This window comes from Xanthomonas arboricola (assembly GCF_003353015.1).
Taxonomy (GTDB): Bacteria; Pseudomonadota; Gammaproteobacteria; order Xanthomonadales; family Xanthomonadaceae; genus Xanthomonas; species Xanthomonas arboricola_E.
Genome location: NZ_QREM01000009.1, coordinates 98366 through 115934, shown reverse-complemented (window position 1 = coordinate 115934; position 17569 = coordinate 98366). Strand labels below are relative to the sequence as shown.

Sequence of the window (17569 nt, the reverse complement as noted above, 5' to 3'; positions counted from 1 at the left end):
TCATCGACGCCGCCTTGTGCGGCGTTTTTTGTTGACCGGCGCAGGCCTGGGCCGGCGATGCGCATGCAACAGCTGAAACCATGGCCTCAGTCGTTTATTATCAACCACTAACAGCATTTTTCTAAGGTCTGGCTACAGGTGGCAAAGCAGGTTCCCGAACGCAGCAAGCCCGCTGAGGGCAAGACGTCCTCGCGCAAGACGGCGGTGGCGGACAATCCGCGTCGGCAAAAGCTCTGGCGCGATCTGGCATTGATCGCGGTGGCGCCGTTGCTGCTGTATCTGCTGGCCAGCCTGTTCACCTATTCGAGCGCCGATCCGGGCTGGTCGCAGACCGGCAGCGTGGTCGCGCCGGTGCACAACATGGGCGGCCGCGTCGGCGCCTGGACGGCCGACGTGCTGCTGCAGCTGTTCGGTTATGTGGCCTTCCTGCTGCCGGTGGTACTGGGCGCGGTGGCCTGGATCGCCTTGTTCGGCATGGACAAGGAAGGACAGGCCGAGGCCGACCTGGGGCCGGCGTTGCGGCTGGTCGGCATGGTGGGTTTCCTGATCGCTTCGACCGGCTTCCTGCATCTGCGCCTGTTCAACGGCGACGTGGCCGCCGCCGGCGGGATCCTGGGGCGTTTGGTCAGCAATTCGCTGAGCGCCGGGTTCGGGGCCTTGGGTGCCAACCTGTTCGTGCTGGTGCTGCTGCTGGTGTCGATCACCCTGGCCACCGGCCTGTCGTGGTTTGCGGTGATGGAGCGCATCGGCACCTGGGTGCTGGCGCTGGGGCCGCTGATGCAGCGCAAGACCCATCAGGCCAGCGAGTGGCAGCAGACCCGCGTGATGCGCGAGGAGCGCGAGGAAGTGCGCAAGGTCGATGCGGTCAAGCAGGCCAAGCGCGAGCCGGTCAGGATCGAGCCGCCGCCGGCACCGGTGGTGGAGAAGAGCGAGCGTGCCAAGCGCGATACCCAGATCCCGATGTTCCAGGGCGTGAGCACCGACGGCTCCGACCTGCCGCCACTGGCGCTGCTGGACGACCCCAAGCCGCAGACCAAGGGCTATTCGGAAGAGACGCTGGAGACGCTGTCGCGGCAGATCGAGTTCAAGCTCAAGGACTTCCGCATCGAGGCGCAGGTGGTCGGGGCCTACCCGGGTCCGGTGATCACCCGCTTCGAGATCGAGCCGGCGCCGGGCATCAAGGTCAGCCAGATCAGCTCGCTGGACAAGGACATCGCACGCGGGCTGTCGGTCAAGTCGGTGCGCGTGGTGGATGTGATCCCGGGCAAGTCGGTGATCGGCCTGGAGATCCCCAATGTCAGCCGCGAGATGATCTTCCTGTCAGAGCTGCTGCGCTCCAAGGAATACGACAAGTCGGCCAGCCCGCTGACGCTGGCGTTGGGCAAGGACATCGCCGGGCGTCCGACCGTCGCCGACCTGGCGCGCATGCCGCATTTGCTGGTGGCCGGTACCACCGGCTCGGGCAAGTCGGTGGCGGTCAATGCGATGGTGCTGAGCCTGCTGTTCAAGGCCTCGCACAAGGAGCTGCGGATGCTGATGATCGACCCGAAGATGCTTGAACTGAGCGTCTACCAGGGCATCCCGCATCTGCTGGCGCCGGTGGTCACCGACATGAAGGAGGCCGCCAACGGCCTGCGCTGGTGCGTGGCCGAGATGGAGCGCCGCTACAAGCTGATGAGCGCGGTGGGCGTGCGCAACCTGGCCGGCTTCAACAAGAAGATCAAGGACGCCATCGACGCCGGCCAGCCGATGATGGACCCACTGTTCAAGCCCAATCCGGAGCTGGGCGAGGCGCCGCGGCCGCTGGAGACGCTGCCGTTCATCGTGATCTTCATCGACGAATTCGCCGACATGATGATGATCGTCGGCAAGAAGGTCGAGGAGCTGATCGCGCGCCTGGCGCAGAAGGCACGTGCGGCTGGCATCCACCTGATCCTGGCCACGCAGCGGCCGTCGGTGGACGTGATCACCGGCCTGATCAAGGCCAATATTCCGACCCGCGTGGCGTTCCAGGTCAGCTCCAAGATCGACTCGCGCACCATCCTGGATCAATCCGGCGCCGAAGCGCTGCTGGGCAACGGCGACATGCTGTACCTGCCGCCGGGCACGGCGCTGCCGGACCGCGTGCATGGCGCCTTCGTCAGCGACGAGGAAGTGCATCGGGTGGTCGAGCACCTCAAGGCCAGCGGACCGGTGTCCTATGTCGAAGGCGTGCTGGACGAAGTGCAGACCATGGGCGATGGCACCGTGGTCGGTGCGACCGGCTTGCCGGAAAGCAGCGGTGGTGGCGGCGACGAATCCGATCCGCTGTACGACGAGGCCTTGCGTATCGTCACCGAAACCCGGCGTGCCTCGATCTCCGGCGTGCAGCGGCGCTTGAAGATCGGCTACAACCGCGCCGCACGCCTGATCGAGGCGATGGAGGCGGCCGGGGTGGTCAGCCCGCCCGAACACAATGGCGACCGTACCGTGCTGGCGCCGCCGCCACCCAAGTAGCCGGTGGCCGGCAACGCGGCGCAGGTCCGCCTGCCGGTGGCAGCGGATTGCGCGCTGATCCGGGTTGCCCGTGCGTGTCTGCGCGCAGGGATGCGGGGATGTTGGAGGCCGGTGCCTGACGCTGTGGCGTGCACCGGCTACCCTGTTGCACGAGGGCCGCTCCGGTCCGCCGCGATTCAAGGCCCATGCTGCGTCGTTCCGTGTTGCTGCTCCTGCTGCTGATCCCATTGCCGTTGCTGGCCCAGGCCCAGCAACAGCCCGCGCCTGCTGCCGCCGCGGCGCGCGCGCAGGCCGACACCAACTACAGCTTCGTGCGCTATCGCGCCGACTACGAAGTGCGTGCCGACGCCAGCAGCGTGGAGACCGACGAGTACGAGATCCTGCTCAAGACCAAATCGGCGGTGGAGCAGTTCAGCCAGGTGCGGCTGAGCTTCAGCGAGAAGATGGAAACCCTGGAGGTGCTGCAGGCCTACACCGTCACCGCCGAAGGACTGCGCCAGGACGTGGCGTCCGACAAGATCTACACCCAGGAGAGCTATTCCAGTGCGGCGGCGGCGATGTATGCCGACCGCAAGGTCAAGGTGGTGGTGTTCCCGAACCTGGCGCCGGGCGCGCGCATCGTCTATCGCGTGCGGCGGGCGCAGAACACGCCGTACTTCCCCGGGTATTTCAGCCTGTGGGAAACCTTCAGCGTGTTCGCGCAATACGACGACGCGGTGGTCACGCTGGTGGCGCCAAAGGCATTGCCGATGCATTTGTCGGTGCGCGGGCTGCAGGGCGGGACCAGGCCGGTGGTGCGCGGCGACCAGGCGCGCTGGGAGTGGCGCTATCAGCGCACCACGCCGATGAAGAACCAGAACTGGAGCGCGGCGACCTGGGAATTCAGCCCCACCCTGATGGCCAGCACCTTCGACAGCTGGTCGCAGATGGGCCTGGCCTATCACGTCAAGGGCGGCCGCGCCGCTGCGGTGACGCCGGCGATCCAGGCGCTGGCCGACGAGGTGACCCGCGGCATCGACGCGCCGCGCGCGCAGGCCGCCGCGTTGTACGCGTGGGTGGCGCGCAATATCCGCTACGTGGCGGTGTACCTGGGCAACGGCGGGCTGGAGCCCAATGGCGCCGACAGCATCCTGGCCAACCACTATGGCGACTGCAAGGACCACACCGTGATCCTGGAAGCCTTGCTGGCGGCCAAGGGCATCGCCAGCACACCGGTGCTGATCGGTGCCGAAGGCGGGCCGACGCTGCCGCCGATTCCGGTGCTTGGGCGTTTCAACCACGCCATCACCTACATCCCGGCGTTCGACCTGTATGTGGATTCGACCAACCCCTATGCGCGCTTCGGCCAGTTGCCGGCCGGCGACCTGGGTGCGCCGGTGGTGCATACGCTGGACGGCAAGGTCACGCATACCCCGCCCAACGATCGCAAGGTCAATCGCTATGTCGCGCGTACCGAGTACCGCTTTACCCCCGAGGGTGGGCTGCACGGCCTGACCACGCTCGACAGCGGGCAGACCGGCGAGGTGGGGCTGCGGGCGATGTTCGTGCAGCTCAATGCGCAAAACCGCAATCGCATCGAGGAGTCGATCATTGCGCAGTCCGGCTTCGATGGCACCGGCGATCTGCTGATCCAGGGCGACCCGCTGGACCTGGATGCGCCGTTCAACTATCGCTACGCGTTCCAGGCCGACGACGCAGTGGATTTTTCGGTGGTCGGCGGCATGACCTTGCCGGACATGCCTGGCGCCGAATCCACCCGCGGCATCTACACGACCACCTCGGCCGACGACAACCTGACCTCGTTCTACTGCAACGACAGCGTGCGCGAAGAGACCTATGTGGTGAGCTTCCCGGCGACGGTGCCGATCATCGCGATCCCGCGCAGCCGCCGCTTTCGCAATGCCGCTGGCGAGTACGCGGTCGCGTGGACGCGCCAGGGCCAGACGGTGACGGCGGTGCACCGGTTGCAGCGCGCTGCGGTGCGAGGGCCGCAGGCGCTGTGTCAGCCGCAGGATTACCGCGCGTTTCGCGAGCTCTACCAGCAGGTGCGGCGCGGTTTTCGCGGGCAGATCGTGTATGGCGATCTGTCCAGGGTGCAGACCGCACCGGGAATGGACTGACCGCTTGTCGCCGCGATCTGAACGCATCATGCGATAGCGCTCGCCCATTCATCTACGAAGTATCAGAATTCCCGCATTCCCTTTCTGGAACACCGCGATGCATCGCCAGCTCCGTTATGCCGTCCTCGCCACCGCCCTGTTCGCCGGCACCGCGTTCGCCGGCGCGCGCCAGGAGCTGGATACGTTCACGCGCGGGCTGAAAGGCCTGGACGGGCAGTTCAGCCAGCAGGTTTCCGATGCCAATGGCCGGGTCAAGGAGCGCGCGAGCGGGCGGGTGGCATTGTCGGCGCCGCGCCAGTTCCGTTGGGAGTACGCCAAGCCGTACCGGCAACTGATCGTGGCCGACGGCAAGAAGGTCTGGGTGTTCGACCCGGACCTGGAGCAGGTGACCGTGCGCGCGCAGGGCAGCGAAGAACAGAACAGCCCCCTGGTCGCATTGATCGACCCGGCGCGCCTGGACAAGCAGTACGACGTCAGCGAAGAAGCCGCGCCACGCGACGGACTGCAGTGGCTGTCGCTGACGCCCAAGGTCGACACCGAGGCCAGCTTCCAGATGGCCTCGCTGGGGTTCGGCAAGGACGGCCTGGCCAGGATGGAAGTGGTCGATGCGGTCGGCCAGCGCACCGCGATCAGCTTCAGCGGCTGGAAGCGCAATCCGGCATTCGCTGCCGACACCTTCCGCTACACCCCGGGCAAAGGCGTGGACGTGGTCGGCGACGCGCAGTAAGCCATCGCCTGCAGCATCCACGCAGCCCATGGCCTTCTTCGCAGAAGGGCGTGGGCTGACGCGATACAATGCCGCGTGGCACGAACCAAGCTCCCCATCGCTCCCGAAGCCGATCTGCTCAGCGTAGACGGCGAGCATCTGCGCCCGCTGGCCGAGCGCATGCGTCCGCGCACCCTCGACGAGATGGTGGGGCAGAAGCGTCTGCTCGCCCCCGGCAGCGCATTGCGACGCGCGGTGGAATCCGGCCGCGTGCATTCGATGATCCTGTGGGGCCCGCCCGGCTGCGGCAAGACCACCCTGGCGTTGCTGCTGGCGCATTACGCCGATGCCGAATTCAAGGCGATCTCGGCGGTGTTGTCGGGTTTGCCGGAGGTGCGGCAGGTCCTGGCCGAGGCCGCGCAGCGTTTCGCCAGCGGCCGCCGCACGGTGTTGTTCGTCGATGAGGTGCACCGCTTCAACAAGGCGCAGCAGGATGCATTCCTGCCGCATATCGAGCGCGGCACCATCCTGTTCGTCGGTGCGACGACCGAAAATCCCTCGTTCGAATTGAATTCCGCATTGTTGTCGCGCTGTCGCGTGCACGTGCTGGAAGGCGTTTTGCCGCAGGACATCGTCGAGGCCTTGCAGCGGGCCCTGCATGATCCGGAGCGCGGGCTGGGGCAGGAAACGCTCCAGGTCAGCGATGCCGCGCTGCTGGAAATTGCCAGCGCCGCCGACGGCGACGTGCGCCGCGCATTGACCCTGCTGGAGATCGCCGCGGAACTGGCAGGCGGCGAGGGTGGCCAGATCACCCCGCAGACGCTGCTGCAGGTGCTGGCCGACCGCACGCGTCGGTTCGACAAGAACGGCGAGCAGTTCTACGACCAGATCTCGGCGCTGCACAAATCGGTGCGCAGTTCCAATCCGGATGCCGCGCTTTACTGGCTCACCCGCATGCTCGACGGCGGCTGCGACCCGGCGTACCTGGCACGTCGGCTGACCCGCATGGCGATCGAGGATATCGGCCTGGCCGATCCGCGCGCGCAGAGCATGGCGCTGGAAGCCTGGGACATCTACGAGCGTCTGGGCAGCCCGGAAGGCGAACTGGCGTTTGCGCAACTGGTGCTGTATCTGGCCAGCACCGCCAAGTCCAATGCCGGCTATGCCGCCTTCAACCAGGCCAAGGCCGAGGTGCGCGCCACCGGGACGCAGGAGGTGCCGCTGCATCTGCGCAATGCGCCGACCAGGCTGATGAAGACGCTCGGCTACGGGCAGGATTATCAGTACGACCACGATGCCGAAGGCGGGATCGCGCTGGACCAGACCGGCTTTCCGGATGCGATGGGCGAGCGGGTCTACTACAACCCGGTGCCGCGCGGGCTGGAAATCAAGCTCAAGGAAAAGCTCGACCGCCTGCGCGCCGCGCGCGAACAGGCGCGGGCTGACAAGGGCGGCAAGCCCACGGCATAATCGGCCGCGCAGGAGATGGCATTCCTCCTTGAACCGCACGCAGTCTGCGCGCTGATGATGCCTGCCCACCCCCGCCGGGGCGGCAGGCCTGTGCCCCGGCATCGTTTCTTGCCCAGGATCTGGATGCTGCCGACCATGCACGACACGTCGTTGAAAACCCCTTCGGCCGCCTGCCGAGTGCGCACATGAACGCACCGGTGTGGTGGCAGCAACTGCTTCTGGCGATGACCGGCGGCGCGCTGGGTTCCGGCCTGCGCTTTGCCATTGGCGCCTCGTTGCTGCAGCGCTTGGGCAACGGATTTCCGTGGGGCACGCTGACGGTGAACCTGCTCGGCTCCTTCGTCGCCGGCGTGCTGCTGGTCTGGCTGGATGCGCGCGGACCGTCGAGCTGGCCACTGCGGGCCTTGTTGATCGTCGGCGTGATCGGCGGGCTGACCACGTTCTCGTCATTGATGATGGAATGCCTGGTGTTCGCACGCAGCGACCGTTCCGCGATGATCGGCGTGTATCTGGCCATCACGCTGGTGGCCGGACTGGCGCTGGTATTCCTCGGTGCGCGTACCGGTCAATGGCTGGTGGCGCGCTAGGCGCAGCTCTGCCGTGTCATCGGGGGAGTGACGCCAGGGCCGGGATGCGGTGGCATTGCGTGTGTGCGCCGCGCTGGCTGTCCAACGGCTGGCATCTTCTGGGCGTCATTGCCGCAGGCGCGACCGGGCGGTAGTGGCAATGCCCATCAGGAGCCATGCTCCCAACGCAAGGCTTGGCCGGCGTGCCTACCGGGCGCTGTAACGGATAGATGGTGTCGCCAGCAGTCGCTGACGACCGCCGGCACTTGCGCATGAAGAAGGCGCGCTTGCGCGCGCCCTGCTTGATTGACAGCCGCGTCGACGTTGCGAGATCGGCTTGGCGGCCGATCTCGCAACTGGCGACTTACAGCGCTTCGATGATGCCGGCCGCACCCATGCCGGTGCCGATGCACATGGTGACCATGCCGTACTTCTGCTGGCGACGGCGCAGGCCGTGCACCAGGGTGGCGGCACGGATCGCACCGGTGGCGCCCAGCGGGTGACCCAGGGCGATGGCGCCGCCGAGCGGGTTGACCTTGGCCGGGTCCAGTTGGCTGTCGCGGATAACCGCCAAGGCCTGCGCGGCGAAAGCTTCGTTGAGCTCGATCCAGTCGATCTGGTCCTTGCTCAGGCCGGCCTGCTTGAGCGCCTTGGGAATGGCTGCGATCGGACCGATACCCATCACTTCCGGACGCACGCCGGCCACCGAGAAGCTGACGAAACGCGCCAGCGGCGTCAGGCCGTAATCCTTGATTGCCTGCTCCGAGGCCAGCAGCACCGCACCGGCACCATCGCTCATCTGCGAGGAGTTGCCGGCGGTGACGCTGCCGCCGAACTGGCCGTTGCGGAACACCGGGCGCAGCTTGGCCAGGCCTTCGAGCGAGCTGTCCGGGCGCGGGCCTTCGTCGGTGTCGACCAGGCGCTTGCGCAGCGCGATGACATTGCCGGCCAGGTCGGGCTGGTGCGACAGGATTTCGTACGGAGTGATCTCGTCGCGGAACTCGCCTGCGGCAATGGCGGCAATCGCCTTCTGATGCGATGCCAGCGCAAACGCATCCTGGTCCTCGCGCGAGACCTTCCATTCCTCGGCCACTTTCTCGGCGGTGATGCCCATGCCGTAGGCGATGGCGACATGGTCGTCGGCGAACACGTTCGGCGACATGGCGACCTTGTTGCCCATCATCGGCACCATCGACATCGACTCGGTGCCGCCGGCCAGCATCAGGTCGGCATTGCCCAGGCGGATCTGGTCGGCCGCCATCGCCACCGCCTGGATACCGGACGAACAGAAGCGATTGATGGTCTGGCCGGCCACGGTATTGGGCAGGCCGGCGAGCAATACGCCGATGCGTGCCACGTTCATGCCTTGCTCGCCCTCGGGCATCGCGCAACCGATGATGGCATCGTCGATCCGCGACAGATCGATGCCCGGCGCCTGCGCCACCACTGCGCGCAACACGTGCGCCAGCATGTCGTCGGGACGGGTGTTGCGGAACACGCCCTTGGGCGCCTTGCCCACCGGCGTACGCGTGGCGGCGACGATGTAGGCTTCTTGAATCTGCTTGCTCATGGCTATCTCCGGTAGCCGGGATTGGGGATTCGGGATTGGGGATTCGTCAAAGCGAATCCCGATGTCCGAATGGTCCTGCCCGGCGGATGAATTTGGTGGAAGCGAGAATGGTGGAGGGCAGGGGACCCGCTGTTACGAATCCCCAATCCCGACTCCCGAATCTCAGTTCCTCAACGGCTTGCCCGTCTTGAGCATGTGCCCAATCCGCGCCTGGGTTTTTTCCTGCTGGGCCAGTTCGACGAAGTGCTTGCGCTCCAGCTTGAGCAGCCATTCCTCGTCGACCAGCGCGCCGCGATCGACTTCGCCGCCGCACATCACCGTGGCGATGCGGGTGGCGATTTCATAGTCGTATTCGCTGATGAAACGGCCTTCCAGCATGTTGACCAGCAGCATCTTGAAGGTGGCGATGCCGACGTCGCCGGCGACCTGGATGCGGCGTGCCGGCAGCGGGGCGCGGTAGCCGCCTTCGGCCAGTGCGCGCGCTTCGGCCTTGGCGATGTGCAAGGCCTCGAAGCTGTTGAACACCACCTTGTCGGTGGTGCGCAGCAGGCCCAGTTCCTGGGCGTTGACCGCCGAGTTGGAGACCTTGGCCATCGCGATGGTTTCGAAGGTCTTCTTCAGCTCGGCGAACACGTCGCCGCCCGGACCTGCCGCGACCGAGGCGCGCGCGGCGATTTCCTTCAGCCCGCCGCCGGCCGGCAGCAGGCCGACGCCGGCTTCGACCAGGCCGATGTAGCTTTCCAGCGAGGCCACGGTCTTGGCGCTATGCATCTGGAACTCGCAGCCGCCGCCCAGCGCCAGCCCGCGCACCGCCGAAATCACCGGCACCTGCGCATACTTGATGCGCTGGCTGGTGGCCTGGAAGTTGGCGACCAGCGCTTCGAACGCATCGACCTTGCCGGCCTGCAACAGGCCCAGCGCGCCGGCCAGATCGGCGCCGGCGGAGAAGGGTTCCTTCTGCTGCCAGATCACCAGCCCGGCGAAGTCCTTCTCGGCGCGGCCGACCACTTCCTGCAAGCCATTGAGCACGTGGTCGGAGACGGTGTTCATCTTGGTCTTGAAGCTGACCACGGCGATGTCGTCACCGTCGTGCCACATGCGCACGCCGTCGTTTTCGAACACCGTCTCGCCCGGCGAGAACTGCTCGCCCAGCAGCGGATCGGGGAAGCGCTGGCGCTTGTACACCGGCAGCGCCGAGCGCGGCAGCTTGGCATCGCGCGCCGGGCTGTACGAGCCTTCGCCCGCATGCACGCCGTCGCGGCCGTCGAACACCCAGTTCGGCAACGGCGCGCTGCTCATGCTCTTGCCGTTGGAGATATCTTCGGCAATCCACTGCGCCACCTGCTTCCAGCCGGCGGCCTGCCAGGTCTCGAACGGGCCAAGCGACCAGCCGTAGCCCCAGCGGATCGCCAGGTCCACGTCGCGCGCGGTCTCGGCAATATCGGCCAGGTGGTAGGCGCTGTAGTGGAACAGGTCGCGGAACGTGGCCCACAGGAACTGTGCCTGCGGGTGCTGGCTCTCGCGCAATTTGGCGAACTTCTCGGCCGGGTTCTTGATCTTGAGGATCTCGGCCACTTCCGGCGCGGCGCTGCGGTCGGCGGTCCTGTAATCCTGCTTCTCCAGGTCCAGCACCACGATGTCCTTGCCGACCTTGCGGAAGATGCCGGCGCCGACCTTCTGGCCGAGCGCGCCCTTGCCGATCAGCGCCTCCAGCCACTTCGGCGACTTGAAATACTGGTGCCACGGATCGTCGGGCAGGGTGTCGCCCATGGTCTTGATCACGTGCGCCATGGTGTCCAGGCCGACCACGTCCGAGGTGCGGTAGGTCGCCGACTTCGGGCGCCCGACCAGCGGGCCGGTCAGCGCGTCGACTTCATCGAAGCCCAGGCCGAACTCGGCGGTGTGATGGATGGTGGACAGGATCGAGAACACGCCAATGCGGTTGCCGATGAAGTTCGGGGTGTCCTTCGCATACACCACGCCCTTGCCCAGGGTGGTGACCAGGAAGCTCTCCAGGCCTTCCAGCACGGCCTTGTCGGTGCCCTTTGCGGGAATCAGTTCGGCCAGGTGCATGTAGCGCGGCGGGTTGAAGAAATGCACGCCGCAGAAGCGGTGACGCAACTGCTCGGGCAGCACGTCGGAAAGCTTGTTGATGCCCAGGCCCGAGGTATTGGAGGCCAGTACGGCATGCTCGGCCACGAACGGGGCGATCTTCTTGTACAGGTCCTGCTTCCAGTCCATGCGCTCGGCGATCGCCTCGATGATCAGGTCGCAATCGCGCAGCTGCTCCAGGCCGCTCTCGTAGTTGGCGGGGGTGATCGCCTCGGCCAGCGCCTTGCTGGCGAGCGGGGCAGGGCTGAGCTTGCCCAGGTTGGCGATGGCCTTGAGCACGATGCCGTCGGCAGGACCTTCCTTGGCGGGCAGGTCGAACAGCACGGTGTCGACACCGGCGTTGGTGAGATGCGCGGCGATCTGCGCGCCCATGACGCCGGCACCGAGCACGGCAGCACGACGGACTAGCAACGGATTGGACATAGCGATGAGCCTTTGGTGTGAGCGACTACGGTGTGGAATGGGTACGGAAACCCGGTTCTGCAAAACGGATCAGTTCGCGCGCGGCGCGCGCGCGGTGGTCGGCCTCGCTGACCCCGGCCGGCCGCTTGATGAGGCCGAAATCGGCCATGGCATAGGTGAGCGCACCGGCGAGGAAATCCAGGCGCCAGTACAGCTCCTCCTTGCTCAGGCCCGGCACGCAGGCCGCGATGGCCTTGCCGAATTCGCGCAGCACATGCCCGTAGTGGTCGGACAGGAACTTGCGCAGGTTGTCGTTCTTTTCGGCGTAGGCGCGCGCAATCACCCGCACGAACGCGCCGCCGCTCTGGCGGTCCTGGGCCATCGCCAGGGCCGGCTCGACGAAGGCGGCGAGCACCGCGGTGAGCTCGCCTGGTTGCGACTTCCTGGCCGCCTCCAGTTGCTGCAGGCGCGCGGCGGTCATTTCGTCCATGCGGCGACGGAACACCTCGTTGACCAGGTTTTCCTTGGAACCGAAGTGGTAGTTGACCGCGGCGATATTGACGTCGGCCTGGGTGGTCAGCTGGCGCAGCGAGGTCCCGGCGAAGCCATGCTGGGCGAACAGCTCCTCGGCCGCGCCGAGGATGCGGTCCTTGGTGGAGAAGTGGGCGGGCTTGGGCATGCGCGGGGCGAAACTCAATCAAACGATTGTTTGAGTCTACGACTGGACGTTGCAGCGGTCATGCGGCAACGCAGCACGATTCAGGGGGCGGTGTGCAAATGCAGCGACGAAGAGATAGAATTGACCATCGCAAACAAGCCTAAGCCCGCGTTTTGACGCGGGTTTTTTTCATGATAATCTCGGGCCTTCAGTGGCCCGCCCAACGGAGATCTTCCCATGGCGCTGGAGCGCACCCTGTCCATCATCAAGCCCGACGCCGTCGCCAAGAACGTCATCGGCGAAATCTACAGCCGCTTCGAGAAGGCCGGCCTGAAGATCGTGGCATCCAAGTACAAGCAGCTGTCGCGTCGCGAAGCCGAAGGCTTCTACGCCGTGCACCGCGAGCGTCCGTTCTTCAACGCGCTGGTCGAGTTCATGATCTCCGGCCCGGTGATGATCCAGGCGCTGGAAGGCGAGAACGCCGTTGCCGCACACCGTGACCTGCTGGGCGCGACCAATCCCAAGGACGCTGCGCCGGGCACCATCCGCGCCGACTTCGCCGACTCGATCGATGCCAACGCCGCCCACGGCTCGGATTCGGTCGAGAACGCTGCCAACGAAGTTGCGTATTTCTTTGCCGCCACCGAAGTGGTCTCGCGCTGAGGCCGAGAGAGTCGAATCGTGAATGAGGTCGTGATCCCCTCCGTGCTGCAGGACGTTCCCGTCCGTACCCCGGAACTGCGCAAGCAGAACCTGCTCGACCTCGACCGCGAGGGACTGGAGCGCTTCTTCGCCGACACGCTCGGCGAAGCGCGCTACCGTGCCCATCAGGTGATGAAGTGGATCCACCATCGCTACGTCACCGATTTCGACCAGATGACCGACCTCGGCAAGGCGCTGCGTGCGAAGTTGCACCAGCATGCCGAGGTCCTGGTCCCGAATGTCGTGTTCGACAAGCCATCCACCGACGGGACCCATAAATGGCTGCTGGCCATGGGCACCGACGGCAAGAACGCGATCGAGACCGTCTACATCCCCGACAAGGGCCGCGGCACGCTGTGCGTGTCCTCCCAGGTCGGCTGCGGCCTGAACTGCACCTTCTGTTCGACCGCCACCCAGGGCTTCAACCGCAACCTCACCACTGCCGAGATCGTCGGGCAGGTGTGGGTGGCGGCGCGCCATCTGGGCAACGTGCCGCACCAGCAGCGCCGCCTCACCAATGTGGTGATGATGGGCATGGGCGAGCCGCTGATGAATTTCGACAACGTCGTGCGCGCGATGAGCGTAATGCGCGACGACCTGGGCTACGGCCTGGCCAGCAAGCGGGTGACGCTGTCGACCTCGGGCCTGGTGCCGATGATCGACCGGCTCTCGACCGAAAGCGATGTTTCGCTGGCGGTGTCGCTGCATGCTGCCAACGACGCGCTGCGCGAGAGCCTGGTGCCGTTGAACAAGAAATACCCGATCGCCGAGCTGATGGAATCGTGCGCGCGCTATCTGCGCGGCAACAAGAAGCGCGATTCGGTCACCTTCGAGTACACCTTGATGAAGGGCATCAACGACCAGCCCGAGCATGCGCGCCAGCTGGCCCGATTGATGCGGCAGTTCGACAATGCGGTGCAGTCCAAGGATGCCGGCAAGGTCAACCTGATCCCGTTCAATCCGTTCCCTGGCACGCGCTACGAGCGCTCGGGCGAGACCGAGATCCGCGCCTTCCAGAAGATCCTGCTCGACGCGCAGGTGCTGACGATGGTGCGCCGTACCCGTGGCGACGATATCGATGCGGCCTGTGGACAGCTCAAGGGCCAGGTCATGGACCGTACCCGTCGCCAGGCGGACTTCCTGCGCACCCTGGAAGGGCAGGCCGGGCGAGATGCGGCAGCGTGATCTCGCCGCCATGGCCGCGCTGGCGATCGCGCTGAGCGTGGTCGGCTGCGGCGGTCGCAATGCCAAGGCGGGCTCGGTCCAGACGGTCGAGGAGGTCGCGCAGGTGCATTCGTTCCGCGACAGTGCCGCGACCAAGAGTCGCCTGGCGGTGCAGGAAAAGCTTGGCCTGGCCAATAACCGGCTGCAGACAGGCGACTACGCCGCTGCCGAAGAGCAGGTGCGCGCGGCCTTGAAGAAAGATCCCCGATCCGTGGATGCGATCGGGTTGCTGGCGCTGATTCAAGGCGCCAAGGGCGACGTTGTCGGCTCCGGTGCCTCCTACCGCCGCGCTGCCGAGCTTGCACCGCAGCGTGGCGATGTCTTGAACAATTACGGCGCATGGTTATGCGCCAACGGCTCGCCGGCCGAATCGTTGCTCTGGTTCGATCGCGCCCTGACCGACAGAAACTACGCATCGCCCGCTTCTGCATTGGGTAATGCAGGCGGTTGCGCACTCAAGGCGGGGCAGCCGGAGCGTGCAACCAGTGACTTGCGTAAAGCGCTGGAACTGGATCCGCTTAATCCGTACGCACTCGAGTCGATGGCACGCTCCGAAGCGATGCGTCGCAATTTTTTCGAAGCGCGCGCCTTTATCGAACGACGGCTCGCGGCTGCACCGGCAACCGCTTCCGTGTTACAACTCGCCATTCAGATTGAGCAAGGGCTGGGCGACAAGGTTGCTGCCAGCCGTTACCAACAGCGGTTGGTCAAGGAATTTCCTGACGCAGCGACCGCCAACTCCGGGGCCAATGCATTGTGATCAGTGATTCCAATCCGAACCCTTTCGAGCAGGAAAAGGGCTGCGGACAGCATTTGCGCGACGCGCGCGAAGCGGCAGGCCTGAGCCTGGACGAGGTCGCCGCCAGGCTGCGCATGCCGGCGCATGTGGTGCGCTCGCTGGAGCAGGAGGAATGGCAGCGCCTGGGCGCGCCGGTCTTCGTGCGCGGTCAGTTGCGCAGCTATGCGCGCCTGTTGCATGTGGACCTGGAGCCGCTGCTGCAGCAGGCGGCCATTGCGCCGATCGAACCGGTCAAGCTGGTCAGTCATACGCACACGCCGCGGGCGCGGCGCATCCTGGAAAGCACGGCGCGCAAGGCGATGTATGTGGTGATCACCGGCGTGTTCGCGGTGCCGGTCTGGTACGCGACCCGCTCGCACCTGGATGGCAAGGTGCCCAGCACGGTGTCGCTGGACAGCATGCCCGAAGCGCCAAGGGCCGGTACCCCGGCCAATGCCGCAGCGCAGCCGGCCAGCGCGCCGCGCGAACAGCCGGCGCCGTATATCGCTTCGATGACGCCAGTGCCGCGCGCCACGCCCGAGGCCGAGCCGCCTGCAGCGGCGACCGCCGCTGGCGGCAGTCTGTCGTTGAGCTTCAGTGGCGACAGCTGGGTACAGATCCTGGCGCCGGATGGCAGCGCGGTCGAAAAAGCACTGGTGCGTTCCGGCGAGCGTCGCAGCTATTCGCCCGGGCAGGTGGGTCGGGTGGTGCTGGGCAACGCGTCGGCGGTAGAGGTTCAGCAAGGCGGCAGTATCGTCGATGTGAAACCGTTCCAGCGCGCTAACGTGGCCCGTTTTGCGGTATCCTCCGACGGCTCCGTGGTACCTGCTTCCGAGTGAAGCGGACTGCGGTTTTTCATTTTTCCCTATTGATGTTCCGCGCCTCCGGGATGACGGAGCGAGAGTACGCATGGCGATCGACGATCTGCTGGACGAACACGAACAAGGCGAACGCGTTCGTTCCTGGTTGAGAAAGAATGGCGCAGGGCTGATTGGCGGCGTCGTACTGGGCCTGGCCCTGATCCTGGGCTGGCAGTGGTGGCAGAAGCACACCGCCACCCAGTCGGTGGAAGCCAACACCCGCTACGAGGCGGTGGTGAAGTCCATCCAGGGCAAGGACCTGGACAAGGCGGCCAAGGACATCGTGGCGCTGGATGACGGCAAGGGCGGTATCTACGCCGAGCTGGCTGCATTGCGCCTGGCCAAGGCCCAGGTGGATGCCGGCAAAAACGCCGAAGCAATCAAGACCTTGCGCGACGTGCCCGCCGAAGGCGAGCTCAAGCAGATCGTGCAGCAGCGCCTGGCGCGCGTGCTCACCGAAAGCGGCAAGCCGGACGAGGCGATCAAGCTGCTGGCCGATGCGCAGGATCACACCAGCCTGGAGATCCGCGCCGATGCGCTGGTCGTGCAGGGCAAGCCGGATGAAGCGCGTGCGCTCTACGCCAAGGCCCTGACCACGGTGGATGTGGCCTCGCCGCAGCGCCGTCTGCTGGAAACCAAGCTGATGGATGTGGGCGGCAAGGTGCCCGATCCGGCGGAGCCGATTTGATGAAGCAGGTTGATATGTACAAGCGCATTGCATTGCTCGCCCTGATGGGTGTGTCGCTGGCCGGTTGCAGCACCGTCAAGGGCTGGTTTGCCGGCAAGGACGCTGCCGCCAAGAAGGCGCAGGAACCTGCCGAGCTGGTCAAGTTCGAGCCGTCGGTCAAGGTCGACAAGCTCTGGTCCACCGGCGTGGGCAAGGGCCAGGGCCATATCGGCGTGCGTCAGCGTCCGGCAGTGGCCGATGGCAAGGTGTATGCCTCGGCGATCACCGGGGGCGTGCAGGCACTGGACCTGCAGACCGGCAAGCGCGTGTGGGAATACAAGCCCAAGAAGGAAGAGCGCAACGATCGCAAGTTCAAGCAGCGCCTGTCCGGTGGCCCCGGCGTCGGCGACGGCCTGGTGGTGATCGGCACGCTGTCTGGCGACGTGATTGCGTTGAACCAGGCCGATGGCACCGAAAAGTGGCGTGCCAAGGTGCCGAACGAAGTCATCGCCGCACCGGCCATTGCACAGAACCTGGTGTTGGTGCGCAGCAACGATGGTCGCGTCACTGCCTTCGACGCAGCCACCGGCGAACGTCGCTGGTTCCATGCCGAGGAAGGCCCCACCCTGTCGGTGCGCGGCAATGCGCCGATCGTGACCGGTCCGGGCGTGCTGTTCGTCGGCAACGACAGCGGCACCTTGAGCGCGCTGGCGTTGCAGGACGGCCGCCCGTTGTGGGAACAGGCGATTGGCGTGCCGGAAGGCCGTACCGAGCTGGAGCGCATGTCCGATGTGGACGGCGCGCCGGTGCTGGATGGCACCACGCTGTATGCAACCAGCTTCAAGAACGAGACTCTCGCATTGGAAGGCCCGAGTGGCCGTCCGCTGTGGACGCGCGATCACGGCGGCGCCGGTGGCGTCGGCGTGTCGTCTGCGGTGGTGGTGGTGTCCGACAACGCCGGCTCGGTGTGGGGCCTCGACAAGAGCAGCGGCGCGGCGATGTGGTCGCAGGCCGCGCTGGCACGTCGCTCCCTGACCGGTGTGGCCATCCAGGGCGATTACGCCGTGGTCGGCGATTACAAGGGTTACCTGCACTGGCTGAAGCTCAGCGATGGTGCACTGGCCGCGCGCGCTCGCGCTGGACGCGACACGCTGCTGGCGCAGCCGATCGTCGTGGATGGCATTCTGTTGGTACAAAACACCGATGGCGATATCACCGCCTTCCGGTTGGCACAATAA

General features: G+C 65.9%; 14 protein-coding genes and 1 riboswitch. Of the genes, 11 read left to right on the top strand and 3 right to left on the bottom strand.

Annotated elements, in window-relative coordinates; translation table 11 throughout:
* Positions 1-138 precede the first annotated feature (138 nt).
* The 5 genes from C0541_RS11135 to crcB all read left to right on the top strand — a co-directional run bounded on the left by C0541_RS11135 (position 139) and on the right by crcB (position 7379).
* Positions 139-2496: a DNA translocase FtsK gene (locus C0541_RS11135; protein WP_115048366.1), complete on the top strand. Its 2358-nt coding sequence runs from the start codon at positions 139-141 to the stop codon at positions 2494-2496.
* Positions 2497-2681: 185 nt separating this feature from the next.
* Complete coding sequence (locus C0541_RS11130; protein WP_115048364.1) at positions 2682-4616, top strand: DUF3857 domain-containing transglutaminase family protein; 1935 nt, start codon at positions 2682-2684, stop codon at positions 4614-4616.
* 97 nt (positions 4617-4713) lie between these two features.
* The gene (gene lolA, locus C0541_RS11125; RefSeq protein WP_115048362.1) at positions 4714-5343 is read left to right on the top strand and encodes an outer membrane lipoprotein chaperone LolA; all 630 of its coding nucleotides are present in this window, start codon (positions 4714-4716) and stop codon (positions 5341-5343) included.
* Between the two features lie 159 nt (positions 5344-5502).
* Positions 5503-6792 (top strand): replication-associated recombination protein A, encoded by a 1290-nt coding sequence (locus C0541_RS11120; protein ID WP_429001351.1) that lies wholly within the window; start codon positions 5503-5505, stop codon positions 6790-6792.
* 2 nt (positions 6793-6794) lie between these two features.
* Positions 6795-6863, top strand: a riboswitch (Fluoride riboswitch).
* A 114-nt stretch (positions 6864-6977) separates the two neighbouring features.
* Positions 6978-7379 carry a fluoride efflux transporter CrcB gene (gene crcB / locus C0541_RS11115; protein ID WP_115048358.1) on the top strand — a complete coding sequence of 134 codons (402 nt, stop codon included), beginning with the start codon at positions 6978-6980 and terminating at the stop codon, positions 7377-7379.
* Between the two features lie 343 nt (positions 7380-7722).
* Here crcB and C0541_RS11110 read toward each other — a convergent pair whose 3' ends face one another.
* The 3 genes from C0541_RS11110 to C0541_RS11100 form a co-directional block, all read right to left on the bottom strand.
* A complete protein-coding gene (locus C0541_RS11110) occupies positions 7723-8928 on the bottom strand; it encodes an acetyl-CoA C-acyltransferase (RefSeq protein ID WP_115048356.1) in 1206 nt (401 codons plus the stop codon).
* A gap of 162 nt (positions 8929-9090) precedes the next feature.
* Complete coding sequence (locus C0541_RS11105) at positions 9091-11463, bottom strand: 3-hydroxyacyl-CoA dehydrogenase/enoyl-CoA hydratase family protein (protein ID WP_115048354.1); 2373 nt, start codon at positions 11461-11463, stop codon at positions 9091-9093.
* Positions 11464-11488: 25 nt separating this feature from the next.
* Positions 11489-12121 (bottom strand): TetR/AcrR family transcriptional regulator, encoded by a 633-nt coding sequence (locus tag C0541_RS11100; RefSeq protein WP_024940119.1) that lies wholly within the window; start codon positions 12119-12121, stop codon positions 11489-11491.
* A 216-nt stretch (positions 12122-12337) separates the two neighbouring features.
* Here C0541_RS11100 and ndk point away from each other — a divergent pair, with 216 nt between their 5' ends.
* From ndk to bamB, 6 genes are all read left to right on the top strand, one after another.
* The gene (gene ndk, locus C0541_RS11095) at positions 12338-12763 is read left to right on the top strand and encodes a nucleoside-diphosphate kinase (RefSeq protein ID WP_024940120.1); all 426 of its coding nucleotides are present in this window, start codon (positions 12338-12340) and stop codon (positions 12761-12763) included.
* An 18-nt stretch (positions 12764-12781) separates the two neighbouring features.
* Positions 12782-13987 carry a 23S rRNA (adenine(2503)-C(2))-methyltransferase RlmN gene (gene rlmN / locus C0541_RS11090; protein WP_115048352.1) on the top strand — a complete coding sequence of 402 codons (1206 nt, stop codon included), beginning with the start codon at positions 12782-12784 and terminating at the stop codon, positions 13985-13987.
* A gap of 10 nt (positions 13988-13997) precedes the next feature.
* Positions 13998-14786, top strand: coding sequence for a type IV pilus biogenesis/stability protein PilW (gene pilW / locus C0541_RS11085; protein WP_115050254.1), 789 nt, complete (start codon positions 13998-14000; stop codon positions 14784-14786).
* Positions 14783-15643: a helix-turn-helix domain-containing protein gene (locus C0541_RS11080; RefSeq protein ID WP_115048350.1), complete on the top strand. Its 861-nt coding sequence runs from the start codon at positions 14783-14785 to the stop codon at positions 15641-15643. Before pilW ends, C0541_RS11080 begins: the two co-directional genes overlap by 4 nt.
* A gap of 70 nt (positions 15644-15713) precedes the next feature.
* A complete protein-coding gene (locus C0541_RS11075) occupies positions 15714-16352 on the top strand; it encodes a YfgM family protein (RefSeq protein WP_115048348.1) in 639 nt (212 codons plus the stop codon).
* Positions 16352-17569 (top strand): outer membrane protein assembly factor BamB, encoded by a 1218-nt coding sequence (bamB, locus tag C0541_RS11070; protein ID WP_161960013.1) that lies wholly within the window; start codon positions 16352-16354, stop codon positions 17567-17569. Before C0541_RS11075 ends, bamB begins: the two co-directional genes overlap by 1 nt.